The 18064-nt window shown below is 52.8% G+C and carries 20 protein-coding genes and 1 tRNA gene; 4 read left to right on the forward strand and 17 right to left on the reverse strand.

The window, feature by feature from the left end; genetic code table 11:
* Window positions 1–442: 442 nt before the first annotated feature.
* From KO503_RS02235 to KO503_RS02290, 12 genes are all read right to left on the reverse strand, one after another.
* Window positions 443–519: transfer RNA gene (locus KO503_RS02235), tRNA-Arg, on the reverse strand.
* 70 nt (window positions 520–589) lie between these two features.
* Window positions 590–1807, reverse strand: coding sequence for a cysteine desulfurase (locus KO503_RS02240; protein WP_215989975.1), 1218 nt, complete (start codon window positions 1805–1807; stop codon window positions 590–592).
* Window positions 1800–2297 (reverse strand): YIP1 family protein, encoded by a 498-nt coding sequence (locus KO503_RS02245; protein WP_215989976.1) that lies wholly within the window; start codon window positions 2295–2297, stop codon window positions 1800–1802. Before KO503_RS02245 ends, KO503_RS02240 begins: the two co-directional genes overlap by 8 nt.
* Window positions 2298–2301: 4 nt before the next feature.
* On the reverse strand, window positions 2302–3597 hold the full coding sequence (locus KO503_RS02250; protein ID WP_215989977.1) for a SufB/SufD family protein: 1296 nt from the start codon (window positions 3595–3597) through the stop codon (window positions 2302–2304).
* Window positions 3597–4358, reverse strand: a complete 762-nt coding sequence (gene sufC / locus KO503_RS02255; RefSeq protein ID WP_215989978.1) for a Fe-S cluster assembly ATPase SufC — start codon at window positions 4356–4358, stop codon at window positions 3597–3599. Before sufC ends, KO503_RS02250 begins: the two co-directional genes overlap by 1 nt.
* A gap of 136 nt (window positions 4359–4494) precedes the next feature.
* On the reverse strand, window positions 4495–4746 hold the full coding sequence (locus KO503_RS02260) for a hypothetical protein (protein ID WP_215989979.1): 252 nt from the start codon (window positions 4744–4746) through the stop codon (window positions 4495–4497).
* Window positions 4747–4887: 141 nt separating this feature from the next.
* Complete coding sequence (locus KO503_RS02265) at window positions 4888–5454, reverse strand: hypothetical protein (RefSeq protein ID WP_215989980.1); 567 nt, start codon at window positions 5452–5454, stop codon at window positions 4888–4890.
* A 109-nt stretch (window positions 5455–5563) separates the two neighbouring features.
* Entirely contained in the window at window positions 5564–5770 is a 207-nt protein-coding gene (locus KO503_RS02270) for a hypothetical protein (RefSeq protein ID WP_215989981.1), read from the reverse strand.
* Between the two features lie 53 nt (window positions 5771–5823).
* Window positions 5824–6072, reverse strand: coding sequence for a hypothetical protein (locus tag KO503_RS02275; protein ID WP_215989982.1), 249 nt, complete (start codon window positions 6070–6072; stop codon window positions 5824–5826).
* A 97-nt stretch (window positions 6073–6169) separates the two neighbouring features.
* Window positions 6170–7705, reverse strand: coding sequence for a Fe-S cluster assembly protein SufB (gene sufB, locus KO503_RS02280; protein ID WP_215989983.1), 1536 nt, complete (start codon window positions 7703–7705; stop codon window positions 6170–6172).
* An 84-nt stretch (window positions 7706–7789) separates the two neighbouring features.
* Window positions 7790–8842, reverse strand: a complete 1053-nt coding sequence (locus KO503_RS02285) for a cysteine desulfurase family protein (RefSeq protein WP_215989984.1) — start codon at window positions 8840–8842, stop codon at window positions 7790–7792.
* Window positions 8842–9357 (reverse strand): Rrf2 family transcriptional regulator, encoded by a 516-nt coding sequence (locus tag KO503_RS02290; protein ID WP_215989985.1) that lies wholly within the window; start codon window positions 9355–9357, stop codon window positions 8842–8844. The genes KO503_RS02285 and KO503_RS02290 overlap by 1 nt, the downstream gene beginning before the upstream one ends.
* A 338-nt stretch (window positions 9358–9695) precedes the next feature.
* Between KO503_RS02290 and KO503_RS02295 the strand changes: the two genes are divergently transcribed.
* From KO503_RS02295 to KO503_RS02305, 3 genes are read left to right on the forward strand one after another with little or no spacing between them, the layout of a single operon-like run.
* The gene (locus tag KO503_RS02295; protein ID WP_215942910.1) at window positions 9696–10349 is read left to right on the forward strand and encodes an alpha/beta hydrolase; all 654 of its coding nucleotides are present in this window, start codon (window positions 9696–9698) and stop codon (window positions 10347–10349) included.
* Window positions 10350–10360: 11 nt separating this feature from the next.
* Complete coding sequence (locus KO503_RS02300; protein ID WP_215989986.1) at window positions 10361–10630, forward strand: hypothetical protein; 270 nt, start codon at window positions 10361–10363, stop codon at window positions 10628–10630.
* The gene (locus tag KO503_RS02305) at window positions 10614–11801 is read left to right on the forward strand and encodes an HD domain-containing protein (RefSeq protein ID WP_215989987.1); all 1188 of its coding nucleotides are present in this window, start codon (window positions 10614–10616) and stop codon (window positions 11799–11801) included. Before KO503_RS02300 ends, KO503_RS02305 begins: the two co-directional genes overlap by 17 nt.
* A gap of 33 nt (window positions 11802–11834) precedes the next feature.
* Here the strand turns inward: KO503_RS02305 and KO503_RS02310 are convergent, their stop codons facing one another.
* The 3 genes from KO503_RS02310 to KO503_RS02320 form a co-directional block, all read right to left on the reverse strand.
* Complete coding sequence (locus KO503_RS02310) at window positions 11835–13310, reverse strand: carboxypeptidase M32 (protein WP_215989988.1); 1476 nt, start codon at window positions 13308–13310, stop codon at window positions 11835–11837.
* Between the two features lie 2 nt (window positions 13311–13312).
* Window positions 13313–14467, reverse strand: a complete 1155-nt coding sequence (gene ctaA, locus KO503_RS02315; protein WP_215989989.1) for a heme A synthase — start codon at window positions 14465–14467, stop codon at window positions 13313–13315.
* 140 nt (window positions 14468–14607) lie between these two features.
* Window positions 14608–15381, reverse strand: coding sequence for an RNA methyltransferase (locus tag KO503_RS02320; protein WP_215989990.1), 774 nt, complete (start codon window positions 15379–15381; stop codon window positions 14608–14610).
* 192 nt (window positions 15382–15573) lie between these two features.
* Between KO503_RS02320 and KO503_RS02325 the strand changes: the two genes are divergently transcribed.
* Entirely contained in the window at window positions 15574–16206 is a 633-nt protein-coding gene (locus tag KO503_RS02325; RefSeq protein ID WP_215989991.1) for a thiamine phosphate synthase, read from the forward strand.
* Window positions 16207–16285: 79 nt separating this feature from the next.
* Here KO503_RS02325 and KO503_RS02330 read toward each other — a convergent pair whose 3' ends face one another.
* Window positions 16286–17131, reverse strand: a complete 846-nt coding sequence (locus KO503_RS02330; protein WP_215989992.1) for a lysophospholipid acyltransferase family protein — start codon at window positions 17129–17131, stop codon at window positions 16286–16288.
* Window positions 17128–17907, reverse strand: a complete 780-nt coding sequence (locus KO503_RS02335) for a GNAT family N-acetyltransferase (RefSeq protein WP_215989993.1) — start codon at window positions 17905–17907, stop codon at window positions 17128–17130. Before KO503_RS02335 ends, KO503_RS02330 begins: the two co-directional genes overlap by 4 nt.
* Window positions 17908–18064 lie beyond the last annotated feature (157 nt).

Genomic DNA, 18064 nt, shown 5'->3' on the forward strand with positions numbered 1-18064 from the left:
AGGGACAGTCCCTCATCGCGACAGGTCCATTACCATTCCAATTCCAGAGCTGAATCTTCACGGCATAGAACTCGACTAAAGCAGATTGATACTGAGGTTAGTTCGTTGGTCGAAAAAGTTGCTCGAACTCAGCTCGAGGAGGCAGCTCAAGCTATTGAAACAAGGATCGTGGAGCTGCGCTCTGAAACCGCCCTTATGGAGGAGAAATTGTCCAATCGGATCATTCCAGAGGGGAATTTCGAGAAAATGTTCGAACTTTCCATGAAATACCACTCAAGCCCTCGGGAAATATGGGAAAACGGTTCCTACGAACTCAAGAGAACAGTACTTCGGTTAGCATTTTCAGCACCCCTGACGGAATCGCGAGAAATAGGACTTCGAACTACAGAAACCACCTTACCGTTCAAGGCGTTACACTTTCTGTCAAAGTCTGAAAGTAATATGGTGCACCCAGATGGATTCGAACCATCGGCCTCTGCCTTCGGAGGGCAGCGCTCTATCCAGCTGAGCTATGGGTGCCTTGGAAATCGGTATAGGCGAAGGGTTTGGGGGGTGCAAACGGTTTTCGCACAGCCCCCTGAAATCATATTTAAGCAAACAAATCGTGGCACAGTTCAAGCGCTGAAACCAAGGTGTCGACATCGTCTTTGCTGTTGTACATCGCAAAGGACGCGCGACAAGTCGCAGTGACCCCCAAGTGTTCCATCAATGGCATAGCGCAATGTGACCCTGCGCGCACGGCAACGCCGCGTTTGTCCAGCACCGTTGACAGATCATGCGCATGAGCACCCTGCATGGTGAAGGAAAAGATTGCGCCTTTGTCTGGCGTTGTGCCTTGAACCTGCAACCAATTGAGGCTTTGCAATTTTGCGCTGGCATATGTGGCAATTTCGGCTTCGTGTTTGGCAATATTATCCATGCCAATCCCCATCAGCCAATCCAAGGCCACCCCCATGCCAATGGTTTGCACGATCCCAGGCGTGCCCGCTTCGAACTTCATCGGCGGTTTGTTGTAGGTAACAGTGTCGCGCGCAACCACATCGATCATATCACCACCGCCCATAAAAGGGCGCATCTCGGCTTGGCGATCAGGATGCACATAGATGGCACCTGATCCAGAGGGGCCGTAAAGCTTATGGCCTGTAATGGGATAAAAATCACAACCGATGTCTTGGACATCAACAGGGCCATGCACAGAGCCTTGCGAACCGTCCACCAGCGAGGCGATGCCTCTCGCGCGCGCGGCTGCACAGATGGTTTTCACATCGACCCGCGTGCCAGTGACATTGGACATCTGCGTGATGGCGACCAATTTGGTTTTTGGTCCCATCGCATTGATCACCGCTTGGGCATCCAAGCTGCCATCCATGTCGCAATCGACCCATTTGATCACAACGCCAAGACGTTCGCGCAAGAAATGCCACGGTACTATGTTCGCGTGATGTTCAAGCACAGAAATCAGGATTTCGTCACCCGCTTGCAGGCGCGGCATGGCCCAGCTGTAGGCGATCATATTGATGCCCTCAGTGGTGCCTGAGGTAAAGATGATATCGTCTTCGTGCGGCGCGTTCAAAAAGGTCTTAACAACGTCGCGCACGCCTTCGTATTTGTCGGTCGCAAGGTTCGACAAAAAGTGCAACCCACGGTGAACATTGGAATATTCTTCCGCATAAGCCCGGGTGATCGCGTCAATCACAACCTGCGGTTTTTGCGCCGATGCCCCGCTATCGAGATAGGTCAAAGGCTTGCCGTTGATCTTGCGTGACAGGATCGGAAACTGTGCGCGGATGGCATTTACGTCATACATGAGGGGCCTCTTTCGGGAAGGCAACTTCGACAAGTCCCAAGCCCCAGAATAATGTAAAAGCAGTAAAGGCAATCAGGCCGACAAGCGTCACGCCAGCCCCTGCCCCAAGAAATCCAACGCACAACCCGTAAAGCAACCACAGTGGCGAGGCCGCCAAAAGCGCCCAAAATGTCGCCATGCGGGCCTCGTAAGCAGATTGTTTTCCACCAACAAGACGCAAGACAAAATGCAGAGCAATCGCCAAAGCATAAAGCACCAAAGGCATGATAAAGACCCATGCCAAAAGCGCGCCTCCGACCATCATGTCCAAGTCTTGGCCTTGCTCAAAAGCCTCACGAGACAAACGCGGCCATTGCGCCACAAAGATGAGGCCGCAAGCCAACACCACTGTGATCAATGCACCGCCTTCATTGACCTCAGGGCCAATGCGATGGCGCAACACCGCGCGCGGGGCGCGGTAATTGCGTAAGATATCAGAGACGACGCCCATAGACTTATCCTTTGCGGCGTGCGAGCCATGCCTCAAGACGTTCTAAAACGTTTGCTGCAATGTCTTCACGTGCGATTTCGTCGATGGCTTCGGCCAAAAAGGCCAAGGTCAACAGATCTGTGGCCTCTTGGGTGCCAACGCCGCGTGATTTGAGGTAAAACAGCGCCTCTTCATCAATCGCGCCAGTTGTGGACCCGTGCGAACACACAACATCATCGGCGTAGATTTCAAGTTCAGGTTTTGCCAAGAACTGACTGTCATTATCCAACAAAAGCGATTGTGAAATCTGATAACCGTCTGTTTTTTGCGCGCCGTCTTTGACCAAAATCTTGCCTTGGAACACGCCCGTTGCACCGTTGCGTAGCACTTTTTTGAACACCTGACGGGACTCGCAGCGTTCTGCATCATGGGTGATAAACACCGTGTCATCGTGCAAAAATGCGCCATCGCCCATGCAAACACCGCCGACATGTGCCTGTGAATCGTCGCCCAAAAGTTCAAGTACAACTTCGTTGCGCGTTAAAATACCATTGGCTGTCATGGTGAAGGATTTGAACAAAGCGTTGGCGCCAACGCGGCCAAAGATATGCGTCGCGGCACGGCGTTCATGATCACGCCCTTGCGCACGCACATGGTGGAAAGACGCGCCATCAGCAACGTCGACCTCAAGCACTTTGTTGAAACGCGCAGCCGCTGGACCGTTTTCCAACAAGGTCAATTCAGCGCCTTCTTCGAGTTTCACAAGGTTATGCAAAATCGCGTCCGAAGTCTCATTGGTATGTGTATAGATGATCGAAATCGGCTTAGCGACTTTACCAGTGACACGGATAACAACGCCATCGGTCGCAAAAGCCGTATTCATTGCCGCCATTGGACGCTCGACCGGTGTTTGACCCGCCGCTTCAAGAACGCCGTAGCTGTCCTTGGCCCAATGGATATCAGCGTTTAACGCGTCTTTAAGCAATGACACCTCAACACCTTCGCCTGCCAGCTCATCCGATGCCGTAGCGTCAAACACACCGTCGACGAAGACGATTTTCAAACGATCAATAACGTCAAAGATCGGCGCCTCGGTGGTGTTAAAAACCTCTGCTGGTGTTGGTACAGCCGAGGTCAAGGTCGCAGGATCGGTCCATTTCCAATATTCATCGCGTTTGGTGGGCAAGCCCATGTCAAGCAAGCGTGCCAACGATTGTTGGCGCAAATCAGTGGCCCAAGCCGCGCTCGCAGGAAGCGCTTTGCCGTCAAGACGGGCCGCCGTGTCATCGCATTTGCGTTGTTTCATTTGTGCGCGTGTCATTATGAATTCTCCTGCTCCGCAAGCAGATCAGCATAGCCATTGTTCTCGACTTCCAAGGCCAATTCAGGGCCTCCAGATTTGATGATACGGCCATTGGACATGATGTGCACGTAGTCTGGTTTGATGTGATCCAACAGGCGTTGGTAGTGTGTGATCACCACGAAAGAGCGTGTGCCATCGCGCAACGCGTTCACGCCTTCGGCCACCAATTTCATCGCATCAACGTCCAAACCGGAATCGGTTTCATCCAAGATGCAAACCTTTGGCTCAAGCATCGCCATTTGCAAAATCTCGTTGCGCTTTTTCTCACCGCCGGAAAAGCCGACATTGACAGGACGTTTGAGCATATCCGCGTCGATTTTCAACGCTTTGGCTTTCTCGCGCACGATTTTAAGAAACTCACCCGCGCTCAGTTCTTCTTCGCCGCGTAATTTGCGTTGCGAATTCACTGCGGTGCGCAAAAAGGTCATGTTACCAACGCCCGGGATTTCCACAGGGTATTGGAATGCCAAGAAAAGGCCAGCCGCCGCGCGCTCTTCTGGTTCCATGTCAAACAGGTCTTCACCGTTAAGTGTGGCAGAGCCTTTGGTCACTTCATAACCATCACGGCCTGACAGGACATAAGAAGTCGTAGATTTACCAGAGCCGTTCGGCCCCATGATCGCATGTACTTTGCCGGGCTCGACCGTCAGATTCACGCCTTTGAGGATTTGCTTTTCTTCTTCTTCAAGTTTGACGTGTAGGTTTTTGATTTCTAACATTTATCTATCCTTCATACGGAAAGGCCCGCACGACAGTATCCAGTCGGCAGGCTCAGTTGTGCGTTGTGGGTGAAAGCGTGATCTTGTGCGACGTCAGTCGCAGGTGAACACGCGAAATAAGCGGGACTGTAAGCTGTTACAGACCGATGTGACGAATATACAGAGCCAGACAGGTGCCAACGACCATAACCTGTATCACGGCTGAGCGCAGTCCTTTGGACATCAATGCTGCGCACGAAGGTGCGGCCATCGCGTTCTTTGGCGTTATTTTGCGGGATGTCGCTGCGTTGGAGGTCTCGCCCACATGAACAACGCCACAAGTGTTTGCGCCCTTTGAATCGATCCGAGACAGGCGATCCGCGAAGGCTTGTTTTTGCTCTGGCTGCATCTGTGGTCTTTCCTCGGCTGTTCCGTAACACGTTACAGTTGACAGGTTGCGAAGAAATTAAGGATAGAACGCGGCAGTCATCGGGCAAACTCGTGTCGGCAAACCTTGACGTTGCGTTAGTGTCTGCCGGCACATGTGTTGTTAGATATGAATTTCGCGACCACGGAAAACCAAAGTCCCCGGCTCGGTCGTTTCGGTCACATGTCGAACCCATTCGCTTGAAAACAGGCGCGTAAACGGCCCCGGAAATTCGTGCACGATGTTGTGCATCGTTATCAAAGCCAACAAAATGCCCGCGCATTGCGCGCCCATTTGCCGAATGGCGGACAAAGACACCAGCTCGCGCAGCAAAAAGGCGATTGCGATGGCCAATAGCGCATCCACGGTGACATCTAAATTCGCGGACAGGTTGACGCCGATGGCCCCTGTCATCTGAAAATGTATGTAACGGGCGATCATCGCGGACAGCGCGCCCATGGCAACAGCCAAGATCACCGATAGAAACGGCGTCCATGGCGCTGGTTTGTCCAAATTGGCCCCGTAAAATTCCTGACCTTTGTCCGACGCATCTTGGCGCTCCAACATCGTTTGGATGCGTTCGTTGCGCTCCATGCGCGGGGACTTCGACGGTCCAACTCCGGCACGCTGAACGCGTGTAACCTGAGCAACGCGGGCGATGCGTCGTTGAAAATCTATTTTCTGGTCCATAAACATGACCTCTCCCATACAGTAACGAACATATGGTTACTGAAAGATTATGGCGAGAGGTGGGCGCGACCATTACATTTTTATGGGATTGCGAGAACATGTCTGAGACTTAGCCAATCACGAGCCGCAAAATCACGACAAAGGCCCAAGAGGCCATGGAGGCAAGGAAAGCTGTCGCGAAAACAGAATCACGAAATAATCCATCGCGATTGCCCTTGTTGGCACGAATGCTCAACCCGATGACGACACCAAGAAACACGCCAATCGCGACGCCAGACGATTTCATCGCAACAAGAGACAGAAGTTCAGGGGACATATTCATAGCCTCACTTTAATTGACGTTGCCAACGGATTGCGTGGTGGTGATGATCATTTAGAAGTCTCACTCTTTGACGAAACAACATCGCGGCGGTGTTTGAACACAGCAAAAACCGAGACGATAACAAAATAGATGGCCGCAAATTTAAAGGCTGTTGGCAAAAAACCATCGTTCACACGCGCAAGATAAGATTGCTCAGAGCCGTTCAGCGAAATAGCTTCTAAAAATGGAAATAAGCACCCCAAAATCAGGGAGCCCATCCACGCTTCACGAAACCGTTTGCTTTGGAAAAACGACATCTCAGTATCTTCCTTTGCCAAAGAGACAAAACAGGCCCGTGACAATCACCGAAAGCAACGTGGTTTTCATCATGCCTTGGGCCTTTCAATCCAGTTTTTACCCTACAGAACCTTCAAGAGAAATCGCGACCAAGGCCTGCGCTTCCATCGCAAATTCCATCGGCAAAGCTTGCAAGACTTCTTTACAGAACCCGTTGACAACCAAGGCCACAGCCTCTTCTTCGCCCATGCCACGTGCGCGGCAGTAGAACAGTTGATCGTCATCCACTTTCGATGTCGTCGCCTCATGTTCAACGCGTGACGAATTGTTGCGCACTTCGATGTAGGGCACTGTGTGCGCACCACAATTGGACCCGATCAGCAAGCTGTCACATTGGGTGTAATTGCGCGAATTTTTCGCCCGCGGGTGCATGGTGACCTGACCACGGTAAGTATTTTGCGCTTTGCCCGCAGAAATACCCTTGGACACGATCCGCGACTTGGTGTTTTTGCCAAGATGGATCATTTTTGTGCCAGTATCCGCCTGCTGCATATTGTTTGCGATGGCGATGGAATAAAATTCGCCCTGAGACTCATCGCCGCGCAAAATGCAGGACGGGTATTTCCACGTCACGGCTGATCCGGTTTCCACTTGGGTCCACATCACTTTGGACCGTGCGCCACGACAATCAGCGCGTTTGGTCACAAAGTTATAGATGCCGCCTTTGCCCTCTTCATCGCCAGGGAACCAGTTTTGCACTGTCGAGTATTTGATCTCGGAGTCTTCCAACAAAACCAATTCCACCACAGCCGCGTGCAATTGCGCGACGTCGCGTTTTGGCGCGGTACAGCCCTCAAGGTAGGACACGTATGATTTCTCATCCGCGATGATCAATGTGCGTTCGAACTGGCCAGTGTTTTCCGCATTGATACGGAAATACGTGGACAGCTCCATCGGGCAGCGGGTGTTTGGCGGGATGTAAACAAAAGACCCATCCGAGAACACAGCAGAGTTAAGCGTCGCATAATAGTTGTCGGACACGGGCACAACCGTGCCGAGGTATTTTTTAACCAGTTCAGGGTGCTCTTGGATCGCCTCAGAAATGGAACAGAAAATCACACCCGCCGCTTCGAGTTCTTTTTTGAACGTCGTGCCAACAGACACAGAATCCATTACAGCATCAACAGCCACGCGGCGCTCGCCATCCGCAGGCACGTCGCCTGCGCCTTCTACGCCTGCCAAAATGGCTTGTTCTTTCAACGAAATCCCAAGTTTTTCGTAGGTGGCCAAAATCTTTGGATCGACCTCGTCCAACGACTTTGGCTTTTCGGTCATTGATTTCGGACGTGCGTAGTAATACTGATCCTGAAAATCAATCTCGGGATAATCCACCATCGCCCAATCGGGTTCTTCCAAGGTCAACCAACGGCGATAGGCCTCAAGACGCCACTCCAGCATCCATTCAGGTTCGTTGTTTTTCTCGGAAATCAACCGCACGATATCCTCGGACAGGCCTTTGGGGGCATATTCCATCTCGATATCGGTTTCCCAGCCGTACTTGTAAGCGCCGCCAAGCGCTTGCACCGCATCAACTGTGTCTTGCTCAACGCCGTCTTTGACTTGGACTTTGTCTTTTACCGATGTGTCATCCATGCGGATCACTCCTTCAAGTGCGTATCTATCGGGCTCTGATGGCCCATTTTATCTGTGCGGCACCGCAAGCGGGCCATATTATTCTCAAGCTGCGCGCTGTTTCCAGCGGTCATAGGCGTTCAGCCATGCATTGGCAAACCGCTCGATCTCATCTGTTGTGGTCTCAGGTCCCAAAGACACCCGCATTGCGCAAGAGGCCTCCAAGTCCGAGTATCCCATTGCACGTAAAACGCGGCTGGATTTCACCTTGCCACTGGAACAGGCTGATCCTGCCGACACGGCAAATCCTGCCAGATCCATTTGCATCACTTGGGTTTCGCCTTTCCAATTGGGCGTGATGACGCTCAATGTATTGGGCAGACGTTTTACATCTTTCCCAACACATGTGATGCCGTCGGCGCCATCTTCAAGCCGCGCTTGCAGCAGATCGCGCCGCGTGGCCACCTGATCCCAAACACCATCTGCGATCAGTTTCGCGCTGGCCTCAGCCGCAGCACCAAACCCGACGATCCCAAGCAGGTTTTCAGTGCCAGAGCGACGCCCCATTTCTTGGCCTCCGCCCAAAATCTGCGCTTTAACATCCAGACCTTGTTTGAGCACCAAAGCGCCAATACCTTTGGGACCACCGATTTTATGCGCCGAGATCAGCGCCATGTCGCAGCCCAACCAGTTGAACGCAATGGGCAGCTTTCCAAACCCTTGGGTCGCATCCACCACCGCAAGGCCCTCAGGTAGGTTTTGTACAATTCCACTTTCAGAATTGGCCAGTTGCAATGCAGTTTCTGTTCGATTTGTGCAAGTTACTGCACCATTTGCATCAACAGCTAAGTCCGTTTCACACCAAGACGACACCGCCTCATGTTCCACATCAGCGCAGTGCATCGCGCGACCAGCGAGCGCCAAAGCCGCAGCCTCAGTCGCGCCTGATGTGAACACGATATCAGCAGAACTGGCCCCGAAAGCGTCAGAGACTTGTCCACGCGCCTTTTCAATCAAGCCCTTGGCAAGGCGTCCTTCGCCATGCACAGACGACGGATTGCCCACCACATCCATGGCGGCAATCATCGCCTCGCGAGCGGCCAGACAGAGTGGCGCAGTGGCGTTGTAATCCAAATATATGCGAGGCGCGCGCGCCATTATTTGCTCAGGTCCTCTGATACCAATTCTTGAGCTTGCGCCTCGACCGCAGCCTTGCTGTCATCCACCACTTCGACAAAGTTCGGCACCGCAGGGCATGGGCGCAAACCGTTGCCAGTGATGTCGGACAAACGGGTTTGATGCAAAAAGACATAAACATGTGCTGAAAGCCCTTCCCACAACCTGTTGGTTACCGATTGGGCACGACTGCCAGACACGCCACCTGACGCCCCTGCCCCTGTGTGCATTGCAGATACGGTTTCATCCACAGCCTCAAGTATGTCCGAGACGCGAATATCAGACGGCGATTTCGCCAGCTTATAGCCGCCACCAGGCCCACGCACAGAAATGACAAGTTCGGCGCGGCGCAGTTTGACAAACAACTGCTCTAGATAGGGCAAAGATATATCTTGGCGTTTTGAGATCTCGGACAAAGACAGCAACGCGCCATCATTTTGAAGCGCCAGATCAGCCAAGGCGACCATCGCGTAACGGCCTTTTGTGGATAACTTCATATCTCGATCTCCCAATCAAAGGTGTCGCAAAACGCGATTCACCCGCTCCAGCTCAGTACCTTGCCCCATATTTGCGGTGATTCCCCCGCAAAACGGGTAATTCTTGAGCAAAATCATTGACGTTAGCGCTTTGGAGCCTTAACTCCAATGCAACTCGTATGCCCTAAAAGAGCAGTTAGTTTAGAATGCTTCTAAAGTTCCTGATCTTATTCGTCAACTATAGCTGGACAGAGCATTTAACACGAGCACAAAACGACACCCCATAATGGATGTCCCAGCCCGTTCCACATATGAGTGGTGGCGCAGCTGACAAGACATCTAAGGAGACAGGGACCTCAATGCCCGAAGTGATTTTTCCCGGCCCAGAAGGCCGCCTCGAAGGCCGCTACCACCCACAACGCGCCAAAGATGCCCCCATCGCGATCATCTTGCACCCGCACCCCCAGTTTGGCGGCACGATGAACAACCGCGTCGTGTACAACATGCATTACGCCTTTCACAAAATGGGCTTTACTGTATTGCGATTCAACTTTCGCGGCGTTGGCCGGTCGCAAGGTGAATACGATCAAGGCATCGGCGAATTGTCTGATGCGGCCTCTGCGCTCGATTACCTGCAGTCGTTGAACCCGAATGCGAAACATTGCTGGGTCGCGGGCTTTAGCTTTGGTGCTTGGATCGGTATGCAATTGTTGATGCGCCGCCCCGAGATCACCGGCTTTATCTCTGTGTCGCCCCCCGCCAATATGTATGATTTCTCGTTCTTGGCCCCGTGCCCAGCTTCAGGTTTGATCATCAACGGCACAGCCGACCGCGTGGCGCCCCCCAAAGACACCCATACGCTTGTGAATAAATTGCACGAGCAAAAAGGCATCACCATCACCCATCAAGAACTTGAAGGGGCTGGCCACTTCTTTGAAGACCCGCATATGGAAGAGATGATTGGCAACGTTGACACATACGTGCGCCGCCGTTTGACCGAAAATACACGTTAAGGACTACTGCTATGGGGATCATGGACGACCTATCGGACGATCTTGCAAAAGACGCTATCAAAGCGATGGATGTGATCGGCGATGAACAGTTTATCCAGCAGGTGTCCCAAGTGATTGGCGCGACATCGACCACCACACAAGAGGCGTTTAACACCGCCGCGCGTGTGCGTTTGGCCGAACGTCGCGCCCGTGACTATATTTTGCAACGTGTGAAAGAACATAAAGCGGGACAGGCCCCAACCGCCCCGCCCCCAAGTGCGGAAGATGACTTTGAAGTCTAACCTAAAAGATCTGGCGCGTCTCAATGCGCAATTCGCGTTTTTGTTAGAAGCCGACAAACTCAAAACAGTAGACCGCGCCAATCAAGTGATGGATCGGTCTCGGTTTGAAAACTCTGCTGAACATTCATGGCACGCGGCCCTTTTGGCGGTGCTCTGCGCGCCTTTGGCGGGTGCAGATGTTGATTTGGCGCGCGTGATTGACATGTTGATCTTGCACGATATCGTGGAAATCGACGCAGGCGATCATCCAATTCATATCACCCACAACCCCAAAGATATTGAGCTGGCCGAACAGGCTGCCGCTGCCCGCATTTACGGGCTGTTGCCAAAGGATATCGCAGATCACTATCTCGCGACTTGGCGCGAATTTGAGACCATGCAGACGCCAACTGCGCGCTTTGCCAAATCCATCGATTTCCTCGCGCCAGCTTTGCAATGCCTCGGTGCGCAGGTGCAACTGGATGAAGAACGCGAGATTGTGGAGCACAATCTCTATCATGGCCGAGCGTCCAAAATCAAAGATCTCTTTCCTGCGCTTTATGAATTTACATTGGCCCTGTTTGAAACCCGTGCGACCGATCCAGTGATGGACCAGCGTTACGCATTTTGGTGTGAAGCAGACCGCCTGAAAAAAGTACTGCGCGCCACGCCGATTTTGGATGGGACACGCCCTGAAAACTCAGGCGAACATTCTTGGCATGTGATGCTTTACGCACTGACCTTGACCGATCAAGCCCATGGTACGATTGATGCATCACGCGCGATTATGATGATGCTTTTGCATGATATCGTCGAAGTGGACGCAGGCGACACGCCTATCCATGGTGCCGTGACAGCAGAGGCGCAACAGGCGCAAGAAGTCGCAGAAATCAAAGCCGCAGATCGCCTATTTGGGCTATTGCCAAGCGATCAAGGTCAAAACCTGCGCGGCATTTGGGAAGAGTTTGAAGCGGCACAGACGCCAACGGCGCTCTACGCCAAATCCATTGATCGCGCGCAGCCCGTTTTGCACAATTTGGCAAATGATGGCGGGTCTTGGCGCGATTACGATGTGAAACTGAGTCAACTAGATACTCGTGTTGGCGATAAAATCACCCGTGGTTGCCCAGCCCTTTGGCCCTTCATTCGCGCCCGTGTGGAACCTTGGTTTACCGCCCAAAACGCACTTTAATACAGTGCGTTTTAGACTTGTTTTAGCGCAGCCTTAAAGGCCGTAGATACCGCTGAATTTCTCTTCTAGATAATCCAACAATGGCACTTCCGTGGGCTCGCCCCCGCAGGCATGCACAATCGTGTCATGTGGTGTGCGCAGGCCCCCATATTGCTGCACGTTTTCGCGCAACCAATCTGTCGCAAGAGACGTGTCCCCTTTGGCCAAAGCCGCATCGATGCCAGAAACCTCATCACGCATGGCTTTGTTCAAACAGCCCGCATAGACGTTGCCCAATGAGTACGTGGGAAAGTAACCAAACAGCCCCACAGGCCAATGCACATCTTGCAAACAGCCATTCGACACTTTGTCGACCTTGACGCCAAAATCGGCTTCGAACCGCGCGTTCCAAGCCTCAGGCAGGTCTTTGATCTCCAAAGCGCCAGAGATGATGGCGCGTTCCAGATCAAAACGCAAAAGCACATGCAGGTTGTACTGAATTTCGTCGCTCTCGGTGCGGATATAGCCTTGGGTGACGCGGTTCACAGCGGCGTAAAACTCTTCGGCACTGTCGATCCCGAAATCACCAAAACTGTCGCGCATTTTGCCATACAGGTATTCCGTATATGCCCTTGAGCGGCCCAACTGGTTCTCGTAAATCCGCGATTGGCTTTCATGCACGCCCATCGACACGCCTGCGCCAAGCGGCGTGAACAGATGCGCATCATCAATGCCTAGCTCGTAACAGGCATGGCCGACTTCGTGGATTGTCGAATACAAACAGTTGAACGGATCATCGTGAGATGTACGCGTGGTGATGCGCGAATCCGAACCAGAGCCGCTTGAAAACGGATGCACGGCTTTGTCGATACGACCGCGATTGAAGTCATAGCCAAAGCTTTTCGCGACCTCATGGGTCAGCGCCATTTGCGCCGCTTCATCGAAGGTACCGCTGACGCCCTTGGGTTGATCAGCGCCCAAAACCTTATCACGTAGCGCGCTGAGACGCGGGCGCAAAGCACCAAACATTGCAGACAATTCTGCCGCTGTCGCGCCTGGTTCATAGTCTTGCAGCATCGCGTCATACAGATCGCCGCCATCGGCTAAAGCCGCCGATTCTTCGCGTTTGAGCGCCACAACGCGTTCAAATGTCGGGGCAAAATGGGCGAAATCGTCATTGGCGCGCGCCTCTGCCCAGATGCCTTGGGACAGAGATGTGACCTTAGCAATTTCAGTGGCCAAATCGGCAGGCACCTTGGTGTTGCGCGCATAAGACCGCTTGATATGGCGCAGGTTTGCAGCTTGCACCGCGTCCAATGTCACGACATCAATCGCCGCCAGCCAATCACCAACACGTGGATCAGTGCGCCGTGCATGCAACACTGTTTCCATGGCAGACAGTTCTTCGCTGCGTTGGGCTGCGGCACCTTCGGGCATAATGGTTTCTTGATCCCAGTTGAGCCGCCCAGCAACAGAACCAAGCGCCTCTGTGGTTTTTTGAAACGCCATTAAGTCAGTATATGCGGTCATAATCAGGATCCTCGAACAGATTGGGTTTTAGGGTATTGGCTCAAGAACCGCGCCCGCAAGACTGATACAAACAAGGCCACGGCCCCGATTTGATGCGCAAGGCCCAGATGCATTGGCGCGCCATGCAGAACTGTGACGATGCCCAAAGCCACCTGCAAGAACAGGATGGCAGCCATCATATTAAAGGCCGCAGCCGTGCTGCGATTGGCTGATTTACGCGCGTGCAACCAAACGGTCAGCCCATAAATGAACACGACATATCCCATCATCCGATGCATGAATTGCACAAGACCGGCATCTTCAAAGAAATTGCGCCACATCGGCGTCAAGCTTAGCGGATCAGGTGGCAAAAACTGCCCGCCCATCAATGGCCAATCGGTAAACCCGCGCCCAGCATCAATACCCGCGACCAAAGCCCCCAGCAGAATTTGCAAAAACACCATATGCAGCATCCCTGTGCCTTTGGTGAACAGCTTGGCATCACGGTTGCGTCGCGCTTGCATGAGTTCGCCCTCAGACTGGCTGAGTTGGAACACGTACCACGCGATGAACCCAAGAATCACAAAGGCCAGCCCAAGATGGGTTGCCAGCCTGTAGGACGCCACATCCAAACGATCACCGGTCAAACCAGAGGACACCATCCACCAGCCAATCGCGCCCTGAAGTCCGCCCAAAGCGCCGATAAACAGCAGTTTTTTTGTCCAACCCGTGGGGATTTTACGCGCGAGCGCAAAGCCTGCAAAGCCGAGGAACCAGACAAGTCCAATGGAGCGGCCCAATTGGCGATGCCCCCATTCCCACCAATAGATCGCTTTGAATTCGGACAAAGACATACCAGCATTTTGCAATTGATATTCTGGGATTTGTTTGTATTTCTCGAATTCTGTACCCCAAGCCTGCGCATTCATCGGCGGCATAGCACCCGTGACGGGTTTCCATTCGGTGATCGACAGACCGGAATCCGTCAAACGCGTCATGCCCCCCACGGCGATCATCACCATGACCATCGCAAACAAAATCAACAGCCAAGCGCGGATGCCTTTGCGTGCGCCGGATTTTCCTGTATCGATCAGGCCACCTTTGGGGGGTGAGACAGGCTTTGTATCTGCGCCGACCTCTTCAAAAATGCTGCGTTTCGATGTTGGTTTTTGAGCCATGCGATGCGCCCCTATATGTGCGGTGTTTGCATGGGAAACTAGGCAGCACCCCGCCCAAGGGCAAGCACATCCAGACGTCAAAAGACGCTTTGACGCGCTTAAATTTGAAAAACTATCCCTTGAACGCGCATATCGCGGGTCTAGCGACCCGAACCACGCTCTTTCCAGCGCTTCATTTGGCGCATCATCCCATGCATCATCTGCACATCCATCTTGGTCATCGGCATCCGCGACCACAGATTGCGCAGGTTCAGCTTCATGCTGGTGGCTTTGTCTTCGGGGAAAAAGAACCCTGCTTGATCCAGCGTGTCCTCGTAATGATCGCCGAGCTTTTCCATCTCGACATGCCCTGCCCATTCGGTGCCCGCCATTTCCACCACTTCAGGGACGATGTCAGCGGTTTGGCGACGCCATTCATAGGCCGTCAACAAGACACATTGCGCGAGGTTCAAAGACGGAAATTCAGGATTGATCGGCACGGTGATCAGCGCATTGGCATGGACCACGTCCTCGTTTTCCAATCCTGCCCGCTCAGGCCCAAACATCACGCCAACCTTGCCCCCGTTGGCCATAATGGCGCGGGCGTGTTCCATGGCGCGTTCAGGCGACATCACAGGTTTGGTGATGTCGCGCATCCGCGCAGTGGTCGCAAAAACATAATCACAGTCAGCCAAAGCATCTGGCACGGTGTCAAACATGCCCGCCTCGTCCAACAGACGCCCCGCGCCAGAGGCCATGGCCACGGCTTTTTGATTGGGCCAGCCATCACGCGGATCAACGATGCGCATCCGGTCCAAACCGAAATTCCACATTGCGCGCGCAGCCCCGCCGATGTTTTCGCCCATCTGTGGGCGCACCAGAATGAATGCAGGTGTGGGACCGGACAGATCGAAGTCTTGGGGCGTATCGGACATGAGTTGAACTTTCTTGGTCGTAGCTTGATTGCGGCATGAGATTACAGCAAAGGGGCCTGCGCGTGATAGGCGCAGATCGCCAAATGCGCAAGGGACAGTGACTGTGCTCGGTGAGCGGTATACGACACGTGCAAAGCCTTCCACACAAAGACTAAAGCCGCTATATCAAAACAAACGTCAAAGGAGTCGCCCATGTCCGATCACTCAGATCAATCCGAAGTGCCACAAATCTATCTGCTGACTCCCGCCGCTTTTGATGTGCAGACATTTCCTGCGCTTTTGGCGCAAGTTCTGGATGATCATGATGTTGCTTGTGTGCGTTTGGCTTTGGCCAGTAAAGATGAAGTTGAACTTGGCCGCGCCGCTGATGCTCTGCGCGAAGTTTGTCATGCGCGCGATGTGGCGATTGTCATCGATTCTCACGTGGCTTTGGCCGAAAAGCACGGACTTGACGGGGTGCATTTGCTCGATGGTGCGCGCTCGGTGCGTGATGTGCGTAAAACGCTTGGGACCGATGCTATTGTCGGCGCCTTTTGTGGCGCCACGCGTCATGATGGCATGACGGCTGGCGAAATTGGCGCGGATTACGTGGCCTTTGGTCCGGCAGGCACCAGCGGCCTTGGCACAGGTGTGCAAGCAGAAAAAGAGCTGTTTGAATGGTGGTCTTTGATGATTGAAGTGCCGGTTGTCGCCGAAGGCGCTTTGGACATAGATACGATCAAAGCCTTGACGCCACACACTGATTTCTTTGCCATCGGCGATGAAATTTGGACGAAAGACGATCCAAGTGCGACATTGGGTACATTGATCGCAGCTATGAGCTAAACGATCGAACCGCTTAATTTTCAAGATATTTTTATATAAAGGCCCCTTTAACGGGGTCTTTTTCGTGTCAGCTATCGCTTTAGACGTCTTTAAACTTTTCAGCTATTTCAGGCAGACCTGAGCGCACAGCTTTTTCGCATAGAAACGCCATGTCTTTGCGATTTGGCACGTCTTTCACGGCGATAGGCTCATGAAACGTGACCATGATCGCCCCCTGTTTGCGGGCTTTCAAAAACTTAATCAAAGACGGCGCAAATTCCATTTCGCCCCACCAGCCGTAAAAGCGTGGATCGGCCCCCGCAGGCGCAATGTATTGTACGGTGACCGGCTGGATAGAGACCTCATCACGCAGCTCTGGCGCAAAAAAGGCCGCAAACAACGTGGGTTTAAACGGCAAAACCCGCAAACCATCGGTTGAAGTGCCTTCGGGGAAAAACAACAATTTATGCCCCATGTGCAAACGTTTCTCGAACAGTATCTTTTGACGCCCTGCCTCTTTGCGATCACGCGCAATAAACACAGTGCCACAGGCACGTGCCAAAGGACCAATACCGGCCCAATTGGCCACTTCGTCTTTCGAGACAAAAAATACATCTTGGCAGGCATTCAGCGTAAAAATATCCAACCAAGAGGAATGGTTTGCCACCACTGCGCCTGGGGCAGACATAGGCGTACCGCGCGTCTGCAATGGGATTCCCATTATCTTTAGAGCTGCGTATGACACAAAGCGCGGGAAAACCGACGACCAAGGTCTACGCGCGCCCACGATCAAGCGCTCGATGCCTCTTGTGAGCATCATCAACGGTAGGCATACCAATATTAACAAGACGATCGGCGCACCGCGCAACACAGCCCGCAGCCCATCGAAGCGCTCACATGGCGGTTCAACAGGCGGCACGGAACTGTTCCAAAGTGGTGATGTCATCGAATGCGCTCGCGGGTGTACATGTCTTTTTGGCGTGGCGACACCTGCGCGATATCCAAGATCAAACACACATCGATGGTGTTAAACGCATGATCAATAAAGGCGCCCTCGCCCACCGTACCGCCCAAACGCAGATAAGCTTTGATCAGCGCAGGCACCTGTAGCATGGCAGATCGTCGGTCGATTTTATCTTCAGGGATCAGATCCATGTTCTCAAAGGCGCCCTCGACGGTGCGCACGCGCAAGTCTTGCGGCGCAAGGTGGCGATGATGCAGCAAGGACAGGGGTTCTGCCAGCTTCGCCATATCTGTGCCATGAAAGGATGCCACGCCGAACAACACATCAAACCCACCTTCAAAGACGTATTTCGCGAGGCCCGCCCACATGTGGTACAACGCTGTGCCACCACGATATTCTGGGGCCACACAAGAGCGACCAAGTTCCAACAGACGTTTGCCTGAGGCTTTGAGCACGCTCAGATCATATTCAGACTCTGTATAGAACCCACCGATTTCAATAGATTTTTCATCAGTTAAAAGACGATAAACCCCTACGCATTGCTCAAGCGGATCATCAGAGCGCGATTTATCGATCAACATCAAATGATCATAAACAGGATCAAACTTATCCGCCTCAAGCTGAGCCTCATGATCGACCATTGCGCCGTCAGAGCCAAGCTCTTCGACAAACACCCTATAACGCAGGCGTTGCGCCGCGCGTATATCTTGTGTGCAGGTTGCAAAGCGCAGTTCGAACTTGTGATCGAGTTCACTCATTTGGGGTCTTTTTTAAAAGGAAGAGGTGGGCGGTTTCTACGGCGTTCGCGGTATCAATGCAACACAGCTTGCCCAAGGAACGCCCCTATACACCTTTAGGTTGCAAAAAATTTCAACACAACGCCCAATAAGTGTCAGCCTGTATCAACGAAACCTT

It is taken from the genome of Pacificibacter marinus (assembly GCF_018860505.1).
Classification (GTDB): Bacteria; Pseudomonadota; Alphaproteobacteria; order Rhodobacterales; family Rhodobacteraceae; genus Celeribacter; species Celeribacter marinus_B.

Bases quoted from the DNA above. Each gene is read 5' to 3' on its own strand.
- KO503_RS02240 (WP_215989975.1), bottom strand. From the start codon at position 1,807: ATGTATGACGTAAATGCCATCCGCGCACAGTTTCCGATCCTGTCACGC.
- KO503_RS02245 (WP_215989976.1), bottom strand. From the start codon at position 2,297: ATGGGCGTCGTCTCTGATATCTTACGCAATTACCGCGCCCCGCGCGCG.
- KO503_RS02250 (WP_215989977.1), bottom strand. From the start codon at position 3,597: ATGACACGCGCACAAATGAAACAACGCAAATGCGATGACACGGCGGCC.
- sufC (WP_215989978.1), bottom strand. From the start codon at position 4,358: ATGTTAGAAATCAAAAACCTACACGTCAAACTTGAAGAAGAAGAAAAG.
- KO503_RS02260 (WP_215989979.1), bottom strand. From the start codon at position 4,746: ATGCAGCCAGAGCAAAAACAAGCCTTCGCGGATCGCCTGTCTCGGATC.
- KO503_RS02265 (WP_215989980.1), bottom strand. From the start codon at position 5,454: ATGGACCAGAAAATAGATTTTCAACGACGCATCGCCCGCGTTGCTCAG.
- KO503_RS02270 (WP_215989981.1), bottom strand. From the start codon at position 5,770: ATGTCCCCTGAACTTCTGTCTCTTGTTGCGATGAAATCGTCTGGCGTC.
- KO503_RS02275 (WP_215989982.1), bottom strand. From the start codon at position 6,072: ATGTCGTTTTTCCAAAGCAAACGGTTTCGTGAAGCGTGGATGGGCTCC.
- sufB (WP_215989983.1), bottom strand. From the start codon at position 7,705: ATGGATGACACATCGGTAAAAGACAAAGTCCAAGTCAAAGACGGCGTT.
- KO503_RS02285 (WP_215989984.1), bottom strand. From the start codon at position 8,842: ATGGCGCGCGCGCCTCGCATATATTTGGATTACAACGCCACTGCGCCA.
- KO503_RS02290 (WP_215989985.1), bottom strand. From the start codon at position 9,357: ATGAAGTTATCCACAAAAGGCCGTTACGCGATGGTCGCCTTGGCTGAT.
- KO503_RS02295 (WP_215942910.1), top strand. From the start codon at position 9,696: ATGCCCGAAGTGATTTTTCCCGGCCCAGAAGGCCGCCTCGAAGGCCGC.
- KO503_RS02300 (WP_215989986.1), top strand. From the start codon at position 10,361: ATGGGGATCATGGACGACCTATCGGACGATCTTGCAAAAGACGCTATC.
- KO503_RS02305 (WP_215989987.1), top strand. From the start codon at position 10,614: ATGACTTTGAAGTCTAACCTAAAAGATCTGGCGCGTCTCAATGCGCAA.
- KO503_RS02310 (WP_215989988.1), bottom strand. From the start codon at position 13,310: ATGACCGCATATACTGACTTAATGGCGTTTCAAAAAACCACAGAGGCG.
- ctaA (WP_215989989.1), bottom strand. From the start codon at position 14,467: ATGGCTCAAAAACCAACATCGAAACGCAGCATTTTTGAAGAGGTCGGC.
- KO503_RS02320 (WP_215989990.1), bottom strand. From the start codon at position 15,381: ATGTCCGATACGCCCCAAGACTTCGATCTGTCCGGTCCCACACCTGCA.
- KO503_RS02325 (WP_215989991.1), top strand. From the start codon at position 15,574: ATGTCCGATCACTCAGATCAATCCGAAGTGCCACAAATCTATCTGCTG.
- KO503_RS02330 (WP_215989992.1), bottom strand. From the start codon at position 17,131: ATGACATCACCACTTTGGAACAGTTCCGTGCCGCCTGTTGAACCGCCA.
- KO503_RS02335 (WP_215989993.1), bottom strand. From the start codon at position 17,907: ATGAGTGAACTCGATCACAAGTTCGAACTGCGCTTTGCAACCTGCACA.